This is a genomic window from Arthrobacter sp. KNU40 (assembly GCF_051515115.1).
In the GTDB taxonomy this organism is placed as follows: domain Bacteria; phylum Actinomycetota; class Actinomycetes; order Actinomycetales; family Micrococcaceae; genus Arthrobacter.
This window is the reverse complement of sequence record NZ_CP195850.1, coordinates 1,254,878-1,273,247: the sequence shown is the minus strand read 5'-3', so window position 1 is coordinate 1,273,247 and position 18,370 is coordinate 1,254,878. Positions and strand designations below refer to the sequence as shown.

Sequence of the window (18,370 nt, the reverse complement as noted above, 5' to 3'; positions counted from 1 at the left end):
TTGGCCCTACTCCTCCGGCTTCGCCAACTCGTCCCACAGTTCGGAAAGCTTCTGCCTACGTGACACTCCCAGCTTGCCGTAAACCCGCTGCAGGTGGGCGTTGACCGTGTTCACGGCGATACCCAATCGGGCAGCCACCTCCGCGCTGCTTAGGCCTGAGGCCACCAAGGCAGTCACTTCGCGTTCACGCTGTGAAAGCTTGACGACGCCGGGAAGGACCGAGGACGCGGCCTCCGGACTGGCCGGGCGGGGCTCGTCAAAAACGAAAGCCTCCTCCTCGTCTGACCCTTGCTGAGGTTCACCTATACTTAGCTGCCCTGTTCCCATTTCCTGTCCTGCTTCCTGTCCCGACGGCATGCCGGACTCGGCGCTCCACACCAGTTCGGACACTCCCGCCCCAAGCTGCCGGTCTCCCCGGCTGCCGGTTCGGGCCGCGAGGCCGAGATTCAACATTTCAAGCGCCCGGTGCCCCTTCTTGGCGGCAGACCCGGCAAGTTGGAGCAGTTTCCGGTGCGAGTGCTCAGCGCCAATCAGCACTGACCGGGCGGCGGACGAATAGCTTTCGGCGAGCTGCGAAGCAAGATAGTTCCCTCCGCTGGACCTCGAATCGTAGGCCGTCAGTGCCCGGCGTACCTGGTTGACGTCGCCCAGCAACCACGCAGCCGCGGCAAGTCCGCCGAGGGCCGGTGGGAGGAGCCCTTCAGGGTCGGCTTCATCCAGCCGGGCCTTGGCTTGGCGGAACTGTTCACATGCCAGTTCCAGGCTCCCTTGCCTGGCAAGTACAAGTGCCCTGTAGAGATGCGCAGACCCGCCGAAATAGCTCATCCGGTTGCTAAAGCTGGAACTTCCGGCGCAGAACATTTCGGGGCCACCCCATTGCCCGCGCCAGATCAGATTGGACCCGTGGATGGTCAGCACGGTGGAGTGGAAGTCCACGGGGCACCGTGGCAGCCGCCCCACGGCTTCGAGGGCCAGAGTCGAAAGAGCGACGGCGTCAGCGAACCGCCCGCTGACGGCCAGCCCTTGGGAGACGAGCGCCATCAACAGCACGCCGGCCTGGACGGGCGGTGGCGGATGGTGCTCCGTACGCAATCCAGGATCGACCAATTGGCTATGGCAAAGCCTTTGGAACAGCTCACCGTTGGCTGAAGGCCAGCTGCCGTTTTGGGCATCCAGATACAGCTGGAGGACATCCAGTTCGTCCCGGACCGCAGACTCGTCAAGATGGGCTGGCTCGCCCGGCTGGAGGCCGACAGCGGCAGCCTCCAGCCGCCGTCGGGCATCCTGGAGGACCGCCTGCAGGACACTTGCCCCGGGCGATGTCGGCAAAAGGGCACGCAGCAGAAGCCATACCGCGTGGGCGAAGTCAACAGTCAGGACGTCCGGGGTGTTTGCCACCAGACCCTTCAAGACCGTCACAGCCCCGGGGAAATCCCTTGTCTGGTAGAGCGCCCGTGCCAGCTCCACAGCGGCAACCAGTTCGAGTTCCGGCGCCCGCACCGCTTCCGCGGCCCGCCGGGCCCTCCGATTGTCGTGAACATCGTTTGCGGCAATGGCCACGGTCAAAAGATCGGCGTCGGGCACCGGCAAACCGCTTGCCTGTTCAAGGTCCACGCGACGGAACAGGGTCCAGAGCGAGTCATCGGCAACGGTTGAGCTCGTCGCGTAGATGCCCCGTCGAAGTTCGAGGATCCGTTCAGGTCCCAGCTGCTGCCGGGCCAGCCGCGCTTCGATGGCGTGGCTGAGCGTTGCCGTCTTCTGGCCGTCTTTCAGGACTCGGATCGTTCCGTCGGCCCGCAGCGCTTCGATCGCCCGCTTTTGGCCAAGTTGTTCAAGGACGGCCAGCGGTATTGGCTCCCCCACAGCCAGGAAGTCCACGACTTGCCGCTGTGGCACGGAATAGCCCTCAAGCCGGTGGCGGGTCAGCTCGAGCGCTTGCGAGCCGTCTAAGCGGATCGGTCCGGACAACATCCAGGAATCAGCCTGCTCCACGATCTCGCCACGCCCTGCGGCTTCGTCCAACAGCAACTTCGCAGTTTGCACGTTCCCTCCGGTGAGGGCATGGATGTCCCGGACCAGGCTGCGGGCCGCCCGTCCGCCGAGGCGATCATCAAGGAATTCGCGAAGCTGCTCCTGCGTGAGATCGTCCAGCGTCACCACGGACAGCTGCCGCGACACCACGGATTCCATGAGTTCCATTCTCAAGGGCCGGTCGGAGCGGTGGGTGGCAATCAGGCGGATGTCCGGTTCGACAAGCAGCTGGCTCAGGAGCCAAAGAGACATGTCATCCAGGAAATCTATGTTGTCCAGCACCAGCAAGGCGGCAGATCCGGGTGTCGCTGCGCCACGCACTGCTTTGCGGCAAGCCGCCACGATGGAACCCGGCCACACCTTGGCCCTGGCTGGCAGCTCCGGAACAAGTGCCATGGCGATTCCAAACGGAATGTCCGCGAATGACTCCGAGACGTTGTGGGCGATCACGCTGAAGGAACCGCTCAGCACCGAGGCCGCTGCGTCCAAGAGCGTGGTCATTCCTGAACCCCCCGGCCCCGAGATGACTATCCCGGCGGGTTCCGGCCCTGACAAGGCAATAGCAATCTCCTGGAGCTCCGCGGCCCGAATGATCGGGGGCGAGGTGTGGGTCCCTTCGGTATCGTCCATGGTCCTGTCTCATCTTCGGGCCGCCGGACACACGTTCCTGACGGCAGTGGCACGGACCGGTGTCATTTCCAAACGTTACCTTCGGGTTTCGATCCTGGATTGAGTGGTAACTACTTGGTTTTGCGGGGCCACTCGCACGAAACATCCCTGCTCCACGGAGCCTCCCCGCGAGGCACCACGGCGTCGTTTCCAACCCGGGTTTCCCGCGGGATTTGCCTCATCTGTTACCGCCCTGTGATCTGACTGTGTAAGCTGGTGCGGCAAGAGTAAGTTCCGGCTGGCTACTTCTGGGGAGTTGAAGCGCAGCCGATTTTCCCGACAACTCTGTCGTTGCACGCCATTTGGCCGTGCACGACACTGCGGCGTGTGCGCCTGCAGTTCGCCCATCCATTGCCCAGGTCTCGTATGTCTATGTCCCCAACAGATATGTCACCCAAAATATGAAACACCTGTTCACGGCTCTCGTCGCCGTGGCGCTACTTGCCTTCGGCGGGTTCGCCACCATCTCCGCTGTCCAGTCATCACACAAATCCTCCTATCAGGCCGGCGACCGCGGTTCATATTCGTGGCCCAGCTCATCACCCTCCCCTTCATCCGCGCCAACTCGCACCGCCACGCCGGCACCGACGCCGACGCCCAGCAATGCTCCGGCCGCGGCGCCGTCGAGTACGCCCGCTCCAGCTGCGCCGGCTCCGACCGCAACAGCCGCCAGCGCGCCCGCACCAACGGCTGCGCCCCTGCCTGTGACGGGAACATACCCCCTGCACACCAACATCGTGAGCACCACCTTCTGGGTGGGCGAGATCTTCAACGCCAGCCTCTCGGACGGCTCCCAGGTCTGCTCCACTTACAACGGCCAGTGGGCTTTGCAGCACACTGGCGTCAACATGGGAACCACTCCGTCCGGCGCAAGCGGTTGCCCCGGCAGCACTTACGGCGGTTGTGACGGAGTCAGTTCCGGCACCGGCACGAGCTTCCAGTGCGCCACGGAACAGCGCGTAGCCAGCAATGGGTACTTCCCGCTGCACCAGGCCAAGCCTTTGCAGAACCCGTTCTACTTGGATCTGCCTTACGACGACGTCAATGACAGCGTCGCTTTCGCCGAGCGTTGCAAAGTGATTCCGTGGGCCGCCGCGGACAACGCCAAAACCGGCGTCAACCACTGCGCGGACTCGAGCTACAGCTACATGAAGAACGCATGGGTCCAGATCACCGGCCCCAATGGCGGCGTTTGCTACGGACAAGTTGAAGATGCCGGCCCCTCCAGCGGCTCGCTCTACCACGATTCCGCCTACGTGTTCGGCGCGAACAACGCCCGTCCGGCCAACAAGTCCTTCTCCGGCGACCCGAGCCAGGGTGCAGGCATGGACGTGTCCCCTGCCCTGAACGGCTGCCTGGGCTTCGCTCAGTTGAACGGCGACAATGACCACGTATCGTGGCGTTTCGTTGACCGCGCCAGCGTGCCGGCCGGTCCGTGGCTCAACGTTGTCACGACTTCGGGAGTCACCAACTAATATCCCGGGACCCCCGGGTCAGCAGGACACTACGCACTCCGGGAGTGTCGGACGCCCATGCCACACAGCCGCAATGGCTGCCTGGCATGGGCGTCCGCGTGTCCGCACACTAGGCCAACGCCTGTGCCCTAACCTGTCCGCACTACAGAAGGCCCCGGAGTCGCGATTTCCTGAGGTTCGCGTTGGATCCGCCGGACGGGGCTGACCCAGACTCCCGACGAATTCGCCGAGTACGCCCTGGGCAAGACCTGGAGGCAGATGACCGCGTCCAGGATCCGCATCAGCGGAAAGAAGGGAGCCATCAACAGAAAGCGCGGGTTGCGCATCGAAACAGCGGCAAGGACTGTCAAGAAGAGGTCCGGCAGGAAGACTCCGATGAGAACGTCCTGAGGCCGCAGGACACCCGACAGAAAGATAAAAACTTCCGATCGATTGCCAAAAATCCACACTTCGACCGCAGCGAGGGACGATAGCAGGAATGCCGGCACCAGAAGCACGAAGAAGAGGCAGCTGGCTATGAGCTCAACAATGTACAGCCCGAGGACAAACCAGAATCTGCTGAACTGCAGGCCGTGCCGCCTGACGGTCTGCCAGAAACCAAGTGTCCACCGCCGCACCTGCTTGATGTAGTCCTTCAGGTTGTCCGGATCCTGGGTGTACGCAACAGCTGTGGAGGGATGGAACGCGATTCGTCCCAGTTTCTTCGCATGGATCTCAAACGTCATGTTGAAGTCTTCGATCACCAGTCCGGGCGCAAGGACCTGTATCTTTGCGAGCGCGCTGGTTCTGTACATGCTGGCAAATCCAGGCACGATGGAGACGACGTTGGCGCCCTGCGCCGCCTGGCCGTACTTGAGCAGCAGTTGGACCGCAATGTACAAGCGCTCCCGGTAGGCCACCAAGAAGCGGCCGATCGCCGTCGGAGGCGCCGGGCTCATGATCGACTTGGCGCGTCCCGCGACGGCGACCACGGTGGGATCGTCAAACAACGGCAGCCCGGTTTCGAGGTAGTCCGGTGTCGGGCGGGTGTCTGCGTCCAGGAGCATGACTACCTTGAACCGCCTGCACAGATCGAAATGGGCGATGCCCGCGGCGAGTGCGCCTGCCTTGCCACGGTTCGGTTCGAGGTCAAGGACCTTCACACCTGCGGCCCGCGCAATTGCGGCCGTGTCATCAGTGGACATGTCCGAAACGACGTGGATGTTGCGTCGAGGGACCAATGCGGACGCAGCGAGGATTGTCTCCCTGATGACCAAAGCCTCGTTGTGGGCGGCCACGAGGACCGCGACATTCGCCGGGGAGATCCGCACCCCCTTCGAACGATGGCGGGCCCGTTGACGTCGAGGGATCGGCACCGTGCCGCCGAGCAGCAGGGCGATCCATCCGCGGGTCCGGGAGGACAACCCCTGGACCCGCCACCACTCCTCACTGGTCAGGCGGACCAGCCCGGCAAGGGACCAAAAGATCGTGCTTACCCCCAGAACCAAAAAGATCGAAAGAACTATCACGGCGACGGAGCTCCCACTGTGTCGTACATTTCGTAATCATCGGTAGCAAGCTGGCCATCGCTGAAGAGGTTCATTCCAAAGCTGATGGCCTCGGCTCCTGCCGGAACGGGCGGCGTATCCCAGATCGCCTGCTCATAACTGGTGTTGGCCGCGAACCACGGACTGGCCGTCCAGTAGGTCCACGTGCCCAGATTGTTGCGGTAATACACTTCGAACTGGGTCTTTGCGGTGGACTGGTACCACGCCCTGAGCGAATAGCTGTGGCCGGCACTCACGCTCGGAGCGCACGCTCCCAGATCGAGGACGGGAAGCAGTTTCGCGTCACCGGACGAATATTCGGTCACGTCCAGGCGACGGGCCACCGCACCACTGTGTCCCGGGGTCAATGTGCTCAGGACCACGGCATTCTTGCCATAGGACGATACCTGCCAGCATTCCGGTAAGCCATATTTTCCAGCGGTTTCCAGCCCCGGATTCCGAAGGGCGTTCTTCCCAGGTGCTGCCGGCGCCGCCCCAGGACCGTTCACCACGGGTTTCGCCACGCCGCCGATCACGTCATGTACCGTCCGCACGGCCATGGTCCCTTGTTGGGTCCTGGCCGCCAGCCAGGTGGCGAATTGTTCGAACAACGCGGGGCTGATGGAGCGGAGACTGCCGCTGTTATCGATGTCGTAGAAGGTCAACTGCAACCAGCCCCCGGCCTTTTCGGCCTGCGTTACTGTCGCCTCAAGGTCGGCCAATGACCACTTGCTGCCGACCTCCGATGTTGCCTTTGTCCGGAACAGGTCGGCGGGGCGGACAGTTTCCGCGGCCGCGCAGCCCGCGCAGTCGATCGGGGTGGTTATCTCGCCGAGGCCACGCGCGCTGTTGTAGCCGCAACCGGCGACCTGTTCTTCCGATTTTGGCGTTGAAGCCGCAAACGGATAGGCAAAAGAGGTGACCTTGAAGCCCCAATCCGTGAGGTTCACCCGATCGTTGCAGATCTGCCTCGAGGCTTCGTCCGGCTCTACCGAGGTCACATCAGCAAGAGTGACCGTATGGCCACCGATTTCATTCTGGTCCGCGGCCAAGCTGTGGAGATTGTCCGTGGTCATGTAGTCAGGCGCGCCAACAAAGCCGGAGTCGATGAAAAAGGTGCCCCGGAGGCCGTGGTCCTTCAAGATCCGGGCCGCCTCCATCTGGCTTGACCGGCCCGCATCAAACGTCAAGCTGACGGATGAGAGCGGGGCGGCAGAAGGTGTGGGGGTGTCGTCCCCGGGCCCAACGAGGGGAGCTTGGTTTCCATTGATCAGCGATGTGGCGCCCGTCAACAAGAGCAGCACCGACACCCACGAGGCAGCCCACAGGCCTGCCCGCTTCCTCGAAGTTCGGAGCGGGCCGGATGCGACACCCTTCCTCCGGGAGCTCATCGCCAACCCGCGCTGCCGCGGTTCCTGAAGGGGCCGGTGGCGACTGGGGGAAGCCTCGGTCTCAAAGGCTTATTCACCACCGGCCCCCGCTCAGGGGCCCTCTCTATGAGGGCGCGCTGCCGTTCGGCAGCACCGTCAATCGGCGCAGGGTCGATGGGAGGGACTGTGCTGAATCCCCCAAGAGCAGGCTCGAACTCCAGGTAAACGCCTTCTCGGATAAATCCGCCGCGTCCTGTTGCCGCTCGGACCAGAGAGTCCGTTTCCATTGCGAGACCTGTCTTTCCCCCGTTGCCCTCCACCAACTGACACCATCAGCGTAAGAATTGAGGCGGCGACGGACACGAGTAGGCTCTACCCGTCTTTACACTCAACCTTGACGTCCGGACAGCGCCACTACTCGTGCGCTCCGCGCCTAAAGCACCGGAATCAAACCTCAGGGCGCAGCCAGGGGCGAATCCGATCTGTTCGTGGTCAAATGGTGCAATCAGGGCAGTCGGAGTTTAAGGATGGCGGAAGAGAGTGTCCAGGAAGCAGGGAGGCGGCACGTCCGTTTCGGCTGAGGCGGACGGGGCGCGTGAAGTCCGTGGCTGGTCTGCCCAAACCCTTGGACCTCTCCGCCGGCTGTCAGGTTTCGCCCGAGCCTGCATTGCCGCCATCCTTGTGGTGCTGGGGATGGGAGGCATCCTCGTGTGGCGGTTTACTACGGACGCAAACGGTTCCCTCGAGCCCCCGTGGTTTTCCGGCTACGTCGACGTCACTGTGGTCCCTCAGTACGCTTTCGAGACACCCGTGGGCGAGGGCACCAAGAACGTCACGCTGGCGTTTGTGGTGGCAATGGCTGGACAGGCCTGCACACCGAGTTGGGGTAGCACATACAGTCTCGATGCCGCGAAGACTTCGCTCAAGCTCGAAGAGCGTATCGCCAGGCTACGGTCAAACGGCGGCGCCTTCGCTGTGTCCTTCGGCGGCTCAGTGAACAGTGAGCTCGCCAACTCCTGCCAGAATGCAACAGATCTGGAAAGGGCCTACCGGGCCGTGCTGGAGCACTACAACCCCGCAACTATCGACTTTGACATCGAGGGCGACAACCTGGCAGACAGCGCAGCCTGGCAGCGCCGAGCCGCAGCCATCGCTGCCCTCCAGAAGGAGCGGATCAAGGAAGGGCACGCCCTTTCAATTTGGCTGACCCTTCCGGTCACCCCGCAAGGGCTGACCGACGCCGGGACATCAGCCGTTGACCAGATGCTCGCCGCCGGCGTCCAGCTCTCCGGGGTCAACATCATGACCATGAACTACGGTTCAAGCCGGAGTCAATCGCAGAGCATGCTCGATGCCGGAACCTCGGCGGCCCAGTCCACCCACGATCAGCTCAGCATCATCTACCAGCGCGCAGGAACCACCCTCAACAGCGAACAGATCTGGGGAAAGATGGGATTGACCCCCATGATCGGCCGGAACGATCTCCCAGGCGAGATATTCGACCTCGATGCGGCTCGCGGATTGAACTCCTTCGCAATCAGCAAGGGAGTTCAACGAGTCTCCATGTGGTCCTTGAACCGGGACATGTCGTGCCCGCAGGACACCCCTGAGGATCCGGCCAGCCACGTGTGTAGCGGCATCGATCAAGGAACCCAACGCTTCTCCGACTTGTTGGGTGCAGGATTCCACGCCAAACTGCCTTGACCCCGCCGATTAACAAGCGATCATGCCTGGCTTGGACGTTCCGCCCTGTTCTGGTCCTTGGCTTCGGCCGGGCGGGCAAGGTGCCTCCCGTTGCCGTGTCGAAACAGCTTCTTAAGCCACTGCATGGATACCTCCAATTTTCGAGGGACTGCCCGTACCGGGCTGATTTACCGGGTTACTTGGAAGGCCCCGGCGGCCGGTGCTACTTCACTTGGCTGACCGTGACGATTTTCAGCCACGGTCCCGCGGGAACCTGGTCCCGCGGCACGAACTGCCAGTCGACTTTGTCCGACTCGCCGTCAAGCTCGGAGAAGCCAAGGCACCCGTTGAGCGCAGGCGAGACATCCATTCCGGCTCCGTTGAAGTTCTTGTTGACTGGACGTGCATCATTGGATCCGAAAACGTAATTTTTGTCGTGATATTGCCCCGGACCGGCATCTTCAATCTGTCCGTAGCATTCGCGGTTGCCCATCCGGATCCTCACCCACTGGTTCTTCATGTAGCTGAAGGAACGGTTCTGGGCATTGCCCGCGAAACCTGGATCGTTGGCCCACGGAATGACGCTGGCCCTTTCGGCGAACGCGGTGGGATCGTTGACGTCATCGTAGGGAAGATCGAGGTAGAACGGGTTCTCCTTCGGAGTCATGCTGGTGGGCGCGTATCCTTTGGCCTGCGTTCTCGCCTCGGTCTTGCAGCCGTTTGTCACGACCCCGTCACAGCCTCCGTAGCTCTGCATCCATTGGGAGTCGTATGTCGACATCACTTGGCTCCCGTCTGCAGCCTTGGGATCAAAGATCTCGCCAACCCAGAAAGTCGTGGACACGATCCCGGTGTGCCATGGATACCGGCCGGCCGTTGTGGCTGATTGTGTCGGACTCGGGGAAGGTCCTGGACCGGTGCAGGCCGCCGTCAGCAGGGTAAGGACCGCAAGTACAGACACTCCGCCCCGGCTGTGGCGCCTCGGCCCGGATGCTGGGCGATTCACATCGTGCTCCTGGAAAAGGGTTCGTCGGATCTTTCCTTGGACAGGGGCAGGCGACCGGTCAGCGCATACTCCACTCACCCAGCCGCCTGTCCTTACGCTGTAGGCTTTCCCGTCCCTTGGTTCAAGATGCGAGCGTGATCTTCCAACCTGCGGGATCCAGGACTTTTGCCGGTTTGTAGTCGGCCGCGACGTTGAGGATGATTTCATCCAAGGTGGTCTTCGGCTCGAAGCCAACAAGCCCGAAGGACTTGCTGTTGTCCGGAACCCGCCTGCGCATGTCCTCGTAGCCTTCCGAGTACGCCTGCTCATAAGGCACCAAGGTGATGGTGCTGCCGCTCCCAAGGAGTTCAACAATCCTCTCGGCCAACGTCAGGATGGAAATCTCGTAGCTACCACCGAGGTTGTACGCATTTCCGTAGGCAAGGGGTTCCTCGGATATACGGACGATGGCGGGAACGATGTCGCCGACGTAGGAAAAGCACCTGGTCTGGTGGCCGTCTCCGTATACAGTCAGGGGCTCACCGACGAGCGCCTGCCGCACAAGTCGCGGAACAACCATTCCGTACCGGCCCGTCTGCCGCGGGCCCACCGTGTTGAAGAGCCGCACGATGGCAACCGGCAACCCGAATTGGCGCCAGTATGCGTGGGCAAATGCTTCGTCAATACCCTTGGCCGCAGCGTACGTCCACCGGGATTTGAGCGCGGATCCCAGGATGCGGTCCGCTTCCTCCGAGAGGCTGTCCGACGTGTTCTTGCCGTAGATCTCGCTCGTGGATGCCAGCAACAGCGAGGCACCTGATTCCAAGACCGAGTCCAGGACCACTTCGGTGCCGTGGATATTCGTGCGGAGGCTCTCCAACGGGTGGTCGACAATCAGATTCACGCCAACCGCGGCGGCAAGGTGGAAGACCCTGTCTGCACCCGCAACCACCTTGTTCACTGCGTCACGATCGAGGATCGTACCTTCGATGAAATGGAAGTTCCTGTGGCCGATGACGCCTTTGAGGTTCTCCAAGCGCCCGGTCGACAAGTTGTCCAGCACGGCGACTTCGTCCCCGGCCGCCAACAAGTACTCAACAAGGTGGCTTCCTATGAACCCGGCACCGCCGGTTATTGCTGTTTTCATTACTCCTGCTTCCGTCGAAAACCTGGTGGATCTAGAGCCGGGTTACGTTGTCGGCCTTGGGCAAGCGGTACGTCGTGTCCAGTACTGCTGGTGCTCCGGCCAGCCAGTCAAGTTCCATCTGGCTGTGCCTCGTGTGCAGGATCACCAGGTCCGCACTCCAGTCGGCAGGCGATTGCTCGGATTGGAGTGTCCCGCCGTGACCGTCGGGCGCCGTCTGGCACCAAGGATCGGAGAATGCCACTTCCGCTCCGTCGGCGATCAAGGCGGCAATGATTTCCAACGCCGGGGATTCCCGGAGATCTTCGACGTCGGGCTTGTACGCGACCCCGAGCACCATGACGCGGGCACCGGCAATACCGTGGTTGCGGTCCGACAGGATACGGCGGGCCTTCTCCACCACCTGGTGCGGCCTGCCTGCAATCCCGGCCATCGCTTGCTCGATCACCGGGGCCGTCAAGCGGGCCTTGCGCAATTGCCACAGCAGGTAGTGCGGGTCGCACGGTATGCAGTGTCCCCCGACTCCGGGACCGGGGGTGAACGCCATGAAGCCATACGGCTTCGTGGAGGCCGCATCGATGACGTCCATGACTTCCATGTTGAGTTCGTGGCAGATATCAGCGAATTCGTTGGCCAAAGCGATATTGACGGCCCTGAAAGTGTTCTCCACCAGCTTGGTCATTTCGGCGACATCCGCAGACGGCACAACGTGAACCAGTTTGGTGCTGGCGCTCAGGAGCCGTTCGGCAACTTCGCCGCAGGCCGGGGTCACGCCGCCGACTACCCGGGGAACGTCTTCGTGGGAGAACGAATCCACGCCAGGATTGATGCGCTCGGGCGAGAAGGCCACGAACACGTCACGTCCTGGAATGAGTCCCCTCGCAGCCAAGGGCAGGGCCAGAAGGTCGCGCGTGGATCCGACGTAGGTTGTAGAGGTCAGCATCAGCAACTGGCCGGTGGTGGCGAAATCGACCACCGAGGCACAGGCCGCCCGGAGAATACCGAGGTCCGGGACCAAGTACTCGTCCACGGGGGTGGGAACGCAGACAACCACCGCCGCCGCGCGGGCAAGCAACGACAAGTCGCTGCTTAGCATGAAGGTCGGATCCAACAGCGCGTTGCTGAGCCGCTCCTTGTCGGAGTCCAGAAGATCTGCACGTTGCTCGCGGATCACCGCCAGACGGGCGTCGGACACGTCGAGGCCGAGAACACGCCGACCTGAGGCGTTGATCGCCAGGGCCGTGGGCAGCCCGACATAGCCCATTCCCACGATCGCCACGTCGAAAGTAAAAGCCGGGTCCTGTGTGGTTGTCCGCGTTCCCGCACCCTCAGACCAAGCTGGTGCCTGCGTGTGCAGAGATTGCGGGCTCCCGCCCGGCTGTGTATTGAGGGTCTTTACTTTCGTGTTCGGTGCCATGGTCAGTCGACCTCCCGGTGCGTGTTGTCTCCAATGTGAAAGAAAGCCGGCGGCGAAACGGGATGTGCCCTGGTCTCAGAGGGCACATAACCGCCTGCCGCCGGCTCGATTGTTGGGGTACCCGCCGGATGTGGGAGACCGGTCGCATTGGAGTTGACTTCTCGCCGGATCACCGGGAGGTTTTCCTGTTGCATAGAATTCTTCCTGCGCTTCATCTCGAGACTCACTTATCCCCAAATGAGTGGCGGTTGCCATCAAGAAAAGCGTATTAACGAACCCCTAGGGCGGGCGCGAGTGGGCTCTACCCGTCTTTGGACACGCGGTCCCTTCCGAGGCTTTTGACTACCCGTCCGAGCGCTTTTAACCACTCGATTCAGTACTCGCTTTTAGGCCTCGGGCCCTTTGCGTGCCTTTTGCCCTAGCGCACGACGGCGGAAGGCGGCTTCCGGGAAGCGGTCACCCCATCGCAGTGGGCATAGGGGTCGCGTGCGATCAGCCCACACCCTGCATGCCGTGGCCACCGTTCATCAAGTCTTCCCGGTGGCTGATCCCAAGCTTCGCAAACATTCGGTACAAGTGACCTTCAACGGTGCGCAACGACAGGCCCAAGCTAAGCGCAATGTCCTTGTTGCTCGATCCGGACTGCACGAGCGTTGCGATTTCCTGTTCGCGCCGGGTCAGCTTCTGGAGATCCGGGGAGACTCCTTCAACCGCCGGGCCGGCCTTGTCGAGAGCAGCGGTTCGGCGCTTGAGGAGCCGCTGTCCCTCAAGCTGGCGCGCCTTATCTCCCCTGCTTTCCAGGATCCGCAGGGCGTGGCTCGCGCAGTCAGCGGCGGCAAGCTCCAGCCCGTCCCTGGCTGCCGAATCACTCAGCTCAATGAGGCGATCCGCGTCCTTGTGCGTGAGGGCAAGCCCGACGCTCAAGGCAAACTCCGCAGTGCGGCCTTCGCTGCCCTCGGCTACTGCTATCAGCCGACGCGCCACACCGGGGTCTCCCAGTCTCAGGACCAACATCAGGATGTCTATCTCCGCGCCGATGGCTCCGTCCGCGGCTGCGGAATCCGCAAGGGACATGAGTCTCGCGATCGCTGTTTGCGTTCCGGTATGCTCGGCTCGCGCTACTGCCGCATGACCCTGTGCCAACAGCGACGGATGCAAGCCTTCCCGGATTAATGCGTCGTATTCGTTTGAGTACGTCATTGCAGTGTCCCGGCGTTTCAGGATCGACGCCGCGTACGCGGCGGCAGCAACGGCGTCGGGCAGGTCGCTTCCCATGTCGGAGACACGCAGCATGCTGACCGCCTGGCGAAGCCGCGGCAGCGCCACCCCCAGGTCTCCCCGGCGCAGGTCCACCATTCCCGCAGCCAGGTGGAACATCCCGCCTGAATAGATCAGGGAGTTCGGTGCCTGGGAAACATGGTTCTTGAGGAACGTTTCCAGGACGCCGAACTCGCCTGACTGTTGCAAGGCCAGGATGTAGCGGCGCATCACCATCCCCGCGTACTGGAGGCTCCAGTCGCCGCTCCTGGCGACCATCTCCTGTATCTCCATCAAAATCTGGATCGCGGAAACCGGCCGTCCAGTGACAGCCATGGCCTCTGCGAGGAGCGTGCCCGCGACGAGGCGGGACTCGTCGTCGTCCGCTTCTTTCCAGATCTGGCGGAGCTCCCGCTCCGTCTCGATGTAGTGGCCTTCGGTTTGGCGGCCTTCCAGCGAAAGGAGCCTGCTTCCCAGCTTCCCGAGTTCCAGCTCATCAGCGCCGATCCCCTGACGGGATTCGACGAGCCTGGCCAGGGCTGCTTCCCATTCGTACGCGGCCTGTTTGATGGCGTTCGGTCCGACGCCTTGTCGCCCGGCAAGCTGGGCCGCCAACATCGATGCCTGCCGGACCGTCCGCGGGTCATTTGTCCGATCCACGACCCCCGCAAGCGACGACACCGCTCCCCGGATGTCGCCCCGGTACCATTTGGCCCGCGCCACCTCCACTTGGGCGGCCAGCCTCAGGGAAGGATCCTTGATCGCGCCGGCTACCCGCTCCACGTAGCTGGGGATGAACAACCGGTTGGCCAGCTGGGCCGCTTCCAGGATGTCGGAGTCCGGAATCTCGGTGCCCGATTCCAATCCCCAGGAGACGTAGCGCAGCAGTCCGTCCATGGTCTGGGGCTTGGACTCCATGAGGTTCACGATGCGCCGCCGGATGGTCATGCTGTGGGCGGTCGGGACGAGCTGGCGAATCACTTCGCCAACCAACGGCTGGGCCAGCCGGACATGCCGCTCGGGGTCGGACGCGATCTCGATGAAATGCAGTTCCTGCAGTTCGTCCACGGCGCTGGAGTCGCTGGCCTGTTGCACTACATTCAGCGGGACGGGCTCCGCCAGTGCCACGGTCTCCAGGGTCTCACGCTGCGCGGCTCCCAGCATCAGGATCTGGTTCCGGACAAGGTCCATCAAACGCACGCTGGTCCCCCGGAGCTCGCCCGAAAGCATCCAGGCGTCGTTGCGGCAGACCAATTGGCCCAACGATTTGGCGTGCTCGATCAGTTCCAGCAGGAACATCGGGTTTCCGCCGGAGTACTTGCAAAGGACGGCACTGGTGCCTTGGACGACGGGCGCGTCCAAGGCCTGGGCGCAAAGTTGGTTGACTTCCTGCTCGTTGAGCGGCTGCAGGTCGAATCGGTCCACGAGCCCTTCGGACCACATCGAGAAAACCTCTGCCGGCGGCGCGGGATACGGACGGCACAAGAACACGACTTTTGCGGCTTCCGCTGCCGCCAACTGTGCCAGGACAGCCACGCTGCTGTCATCGATGTGATGTGCGTCCTCCACGATCAGCACGGCTGGGGCCGGATGCGGCTGTCCTGCCGGGTTCAGCGCCGCGACTACGGCCCTCAGGACCGACAACGGTTCGTTGATCTGGCTTGGGGTCAAGGCCGTCAGCAAGGGTGCCAAGGCGGCAAACGGTACCGAGGCCAGGGTGGGGCCGGCAAAGACCCTGAACGGGCGGACGCGTTGCCCCAATTCATGGACCACTTCGTTAATCAGTGCCGTCTTGCCGATGCCCGCATCACCGAAAAGCAGGACCCCGGGACCATTGACGTCAAGAAGGCAGTCAACGACGGCTGCCATCACGTTGTATCGTCCGACGAGCGCATCGGCCGCAACCACTTCAGTCATTTCGCACCACCTTCGACGTTTCCAAGCGCGAAGCTCAACTCGGAGCGTTCAACGATTTTCAGCTTGCCGAAGATCTGGTACAGGTGCCCCTCCACCGTGCGAACTGAAACATGGAGCTTCGCAGCGATACCTTTATTGCTCTCCCGGTTCGCCGCCAGCTTGGCGATCTCCATCTCGCGGGCAGTCAGCTTCAACCCCTCTTGGTTGCTGCTTTGCGGGGTGCGCAAGCGCTGCCGGCACGTCTCCGCGAGTTGCCGCGCCTTCCTGAGGGCCGTCTTGTCCAGCTGAACCAGGTCCAGGTGCAACACGGTCTCAGCGATATCGAAGGCGAACCTGTCGTTCTGCATGTCTTCTGCCAACCGTGCCGCCTCAAGAAGAAGCTCTGCGCTTCCGGACATCGTCGCCCGCGCATACGCAACGCACAGTTCGGCGAATCGTCCCTGGCACCGGAGGGCCGAGTCCAACAACCGTGGAGCGGCTGCAACTGCGCCAAGGCGGACCGCTGAACTGAGGCAAAAGATCTCGTGACCGGGGGCACCTTCGTCCCGATCGGCGTCGGCCAGGCGGAGGAGCTCCTCAACGGCGGCCTCCGGTCCGTCGACCCGGTCCCGGGCCAACGCCGCGAGGTACCTCTTCGTTCGCTCCTTGCGCCACGTCGGCCGGCGCGGCTGGGTGGAAGCTTCCTTCAGATAGCGCAGGGCCTGCTCCTGCCCACCTTGCAGGGCCGAGGCGTAAGCCGCCGCCGTGCACGCGACATCCAGCATGCCTTCGTTGTCCTGGACCCGCAACTGGCTTATCACCGGAATGAGCGCGTCCAAACCGTCCTGGCCCCGCCCTTGCAGGCACCGGAAGATCGCTTTGGGAAGATCGATCGCCGTGGGCAGTGCCTCGGCCGCGGAAACCAAGAGGTCATCGCCGGGTTGGACCATTTCCGCCTCTTTATCCCACCGTCCTGCAAGGACGAAGGCGAACCGGAGCCGCGATGTGGCGCGCCGGGCTGCGGCGACCGAAACAGCGGGATCATGGCAGTCAGCCATCAGCTGTTCCGCCATGCCCGCCGCCTCGGATTGCCGTCCCGTCAGGGCCCACGCCTCGCACAGCCAGCTTCCGGCAAGGAGGCGGAATTCGGTGCCGTGCGATTCAAAGTCTTGAAGGACCTCTTCCAGTCTTGCTGCCATCTCGACGTAGGAACCCGAATAGCTGGCTGCCTGCGATTCGGACAGGACAAGTTCCTCCCGCAAGGCGGCGATGTCCTGTCCTTCGCCGACTTCTTCTTCGAGCCGCTGGCGGACGTGGGCCAGCGTTTCGCATGCTTGCGCCGTAGTTTCGGGAAGGGCCAGAAGAACCGCGGCTTCGGCCAGCTTGAGCCGGACCCATTTGGCAAGGGTGGATTCATCCCCCGGTTCATCCAAATGAAGACTCAGCAGGTCCCTGGCCCCGGCGACGTCACCCAGGGTCATCATCGCCCGGGCTTCCTCGGCTATTGCCCCCGGCATGGTCGCGTGGCCTGGAATGGACCGGACCAGGCGCAGGGCCAGCCGCGCATCAAGTTGCCGGTTCGCGATCGCGGCAGCTTCAAGCGCTTCTTCCCTTCCCAGCTGGGCTCCGCAGTCCAAGGCCCACGCGGCCATGGATAGCAGCATCGAGCGTTGCCCAAGGTCCGGATTCATCGACCTAAGGAGCAGGCCCCGGAGTTCGTTGCTGCGGCCAGGGGGAACGTTCGCCCGGACCACGTCACCCACCAGCTGGCTTTGGAGCCGTGCCATCCTGGGCAGCGAATCGTCGACGACGAGGACGCTCCTTTTTTCCAGGGAGTCCACATCGTCCGCAGGGGCGAGGGCCAGCAGGGATTCCAGGGGCACGGCCCTTGCCAGCGAAAGGATCTCCAGGACTTTGCGCTCACCGTCGCCCATTCGCCCAAGCCGCGTGGTGATGAGGTCGGTGATCGCCCTGCCGTGCTGTTCGCTGCGGGAGGTCAGGACCCAGACGCCGTCGCTTTTCAGTAGCGAGCCGGATTCGGCGAGCTCCGCAGCGAGCATCTTGAGGTAGTGGGGGTTGCCTCCGCTTGCTGTCCACAGCGCATGGACGCCGGACGCAGAGACCTGTGCTCCCAGTCCGGCCTCGAGCCAAGCGTGCGATTCCTGGAATGTCAGTGGTTTGAGGTCTATCCGGTGCAGGAACCCATCACCGCAAAGCCGCGTGATCTCGCCGCAGAGGCGCTGCGGGTCGGTGCAGGTGAGGATAAGCTGCGCAGTGCCGTTCCTCGCGAGTTGGGCCACTGTCATCGCCGCCAACTCATCAAGCTCGGCCGCGTTTTCTATGACCAGGTATACCGGCTTTCCCTCGGAGCGCTCACGGAGCAAATTGGTGAGCGCCGACAGCACCAGGACGGGATGCGCAAGGTATCCCGGGTCAAGGTCGCTCAAAAGGATATTGAGGGCGCCGTACGGTGATCTCGCCAACGCGGCGCTGCCCCGGATGACGACGACGAAAGAGCGCCCGCGTAGTTCGTTCACCGCGCGAGTAGTCAAGTAGCTCTTGCCGCTCCCCGACGGCCCCGTAACAAGGACACCACCCTTGGAAGCTGCCAGCGCACTGGCGATGTCTTCAACAGCGGCCCTAGGTCCAATCGGCGGCCAGGCCGTCGAAATTGCCGATTTGCCTCCGGTTCCGTCAGGCGATGACGGAGCCGAAGATGCGTCGAATGCCTGGTACCGGGACCCGTTCCCGGACCGAACGGCATGGACCGTAGATGCACTGCCTGCTGTCAACATGAGCGAGACCCCCAGTGATCGAGTGGTGACACCCCCCAATTAACCAGCTAGCCGTCAGGCCCACACCAGTAGTGAGTACTCGACTTTCATACTGCCGGATACTCGTATGCGGGTGTGAGTAC

Annotated in this window: 12 protein-coding genes; 3 read left to right on the top strand and 9 right to left on the bottom strand. The window is 62.7% G+C overall.

From position 1 onward, the window contains the following. Nucleotides 1–6 precede the first annotated feature (6 nt). Nucleotides 7–2,661: a LuxR C-terminal-related transcriptional regulator gene (locus ACSKT0_RS06010; RefSeq protein ID WP_437772942.1), complete on the bottom strand. Its 2,655-nt coding sequence runs from the start codon at nucleotides 2,659–2,661 to the stop codon at nucleotides 7–9. Nucleotides 2,662–3,199: 538 nt separating this feature from the next. Further along, nucleotides 3,200–3,436, bottom strand: a complete 237-nt coding sequence (locus ACSKT0_RS06005) for a hypothetical protein (protein WP_437772941.1) — start codon at nucleotides 3,434–3,436, stop codon at nucleotides 3,200–3,202. 1 nt (nucleotide 3,437) lies between these two features. Here ACSKT0_RS06005 and ACSKT0_RS06000 point away from each other — a divergent pair, with 1 nt between their 5' ends. Next, nucleotides 3,438–4,175, top strand: coding sequence for a hypothetical protein (locus tag ACSKT0_RS06000; protein WP_437772940.1), 738 nt, complete (start codon nucleotides 3,438–3,440; stop codon nucleotides 4,173–4,175). Nucleotides 4,176–4,303: 128 nt separating this feature from the next. On the opposite strand, the gene ACSKT0_RS05995 is transcribed toward ACSKT0_RS06000, so the two are convergent. Together ACSKT0_RS05995 and ACSKT0_RS05990 are read right to left on the bottom strand one after the other, a co-directional pair. Continuing rightward, the gene (locus tag ACSKT0_RS05995; protein WP_437772939.1) at nucleotides 4,304–5,683 is read right to left on the bottom strand and encodes a glycosyltransferase family 2 protein; all 1,380 of its coding nucleotides are present in this window, start codon (nucleotides 5,681–5,683) and stop codon (nucleotides 4,304–4,306) included. Beyond that, nucleotides 5,680–6,861, bottom strand: a complete 1,182-nt coding sequence (locus ACSKT0_RS05990) for a polysaccharide deacetylase family protein (RefSeq protein WP_437773981.1) — start codon at nucleotides 6,859–6,861, stop codon at nucleotides 5,680–5,682. Before ACSKT0_RS05990 ends, ACSKT0_RS05995 begins: the two co-directional genes overlap by 4 nt. Here ACSKT0_RS05990 and ACSKT0_RS05985 point away from each other — a divergent pair. Then, a complete protein-coding gene (locus ACSKT0_RS05985) occupies nucleotides 6,809–7,120 on the top strand; it encodes a hypothetical protein (RefSeq protein ID WP_437774114.1) in 312 nt (103 codons plus the stop codon). The two genes, ACSKT0_RS05990 and ACSKT0_RS05985, sit on opposite strands and share 53 nt — an antisense overlap. Before the next feature lie 491 nt (nucleotides 7,121–7,611). Further along, complete coding sequence (locus ACSKT0_RS05980) at nucleotides 7,612–8,775, top strand: chitinase (protein ID WP_437772938.1); 1,164 nt, start codon at nucleotides 7,612–7,614, stop codon at nucleotides 8,773–8,775. Nucleotides 8,776–8,977: 202 nt separating this feature from the next. Here ACSKT0_RS05980 and ACSKT0_RS05975 read toward each other — a convergent pair whose 3' ends face one another. From ACSKT0_RS05975 to ACSKT0_RS05955, 5 genes are all read right to left on the bottom strand, one after another. Then, nucleotides 8,978–9,598 carry a hypothetical protein gene (locus ACSKT0_RS05975; protein ID WP_437772937.1) on the bottom strand — a complete coding sequence of 207 codons (621 nt, stop codon included), beginning with the start codon at nucleotides 9,596–9,598 and terminating at the stop codon, nucleotides 8,978–8,980. Nucleotides 9,599–9,881: 283 nt separating this feature from the next. Then, a complete protein-coding gene (locus ACSKT0_RS05970) occupies nucleotides 9,882–10,886 on the bottom strand; it encodes a dTDP-glucose 4,6-dehydratase (RefSeq protein ID WP_437772936.1) in 1,005 nt (334 codons plus the stop codon). Between the two features lie 31 nt (nucleotides 10,887–10,917). Beyond that, nucleotides 10,918–12,300, bottom strand: coding sequence for a nucleotide sugar dehydrogenase (locus tag ACSKT0_RS05965; RefSeq protein WP_437772935.1), 1,383 nt, complete (start codon nucleotides 12,298–12,300; stop codon nucleotides 10,918–10,920). A gap of 492 nt (nucleotides 12,301–12,792) precedes the next feature. After that, nucleotides 12,793–15,474: a LuxR C-terminal-related transcriptional regulator gene (locus tag ACSKT0_RS05960; RefSeq protein WP_437772934.1), complete on the bottom strand. Its 2,682-nt coding sequence runs from the start codon at nucleotides 15,472–15,474 to the stop codon at nucleotides 12,793–12,795. Continuing rightward, nucleotides 15,471–18,248, bottom strand: coding sequence for a LuxR C-terminal-related transcriptional regulator (locus ACSKT0_RS05955; RefSeq protein WP_437772933.1), 2,778 nt, complete (start codon nucleotides 18,246–18,248; stop codon nucleotides 15,471–15,473). Before ACSKT0_RS05955 ends, ACSKT0_RS05960 begins: the two co-directional genes overlap by 4 nt. Nucleotides 18,249–18,370: the final 122 nt, after the last annotated feature.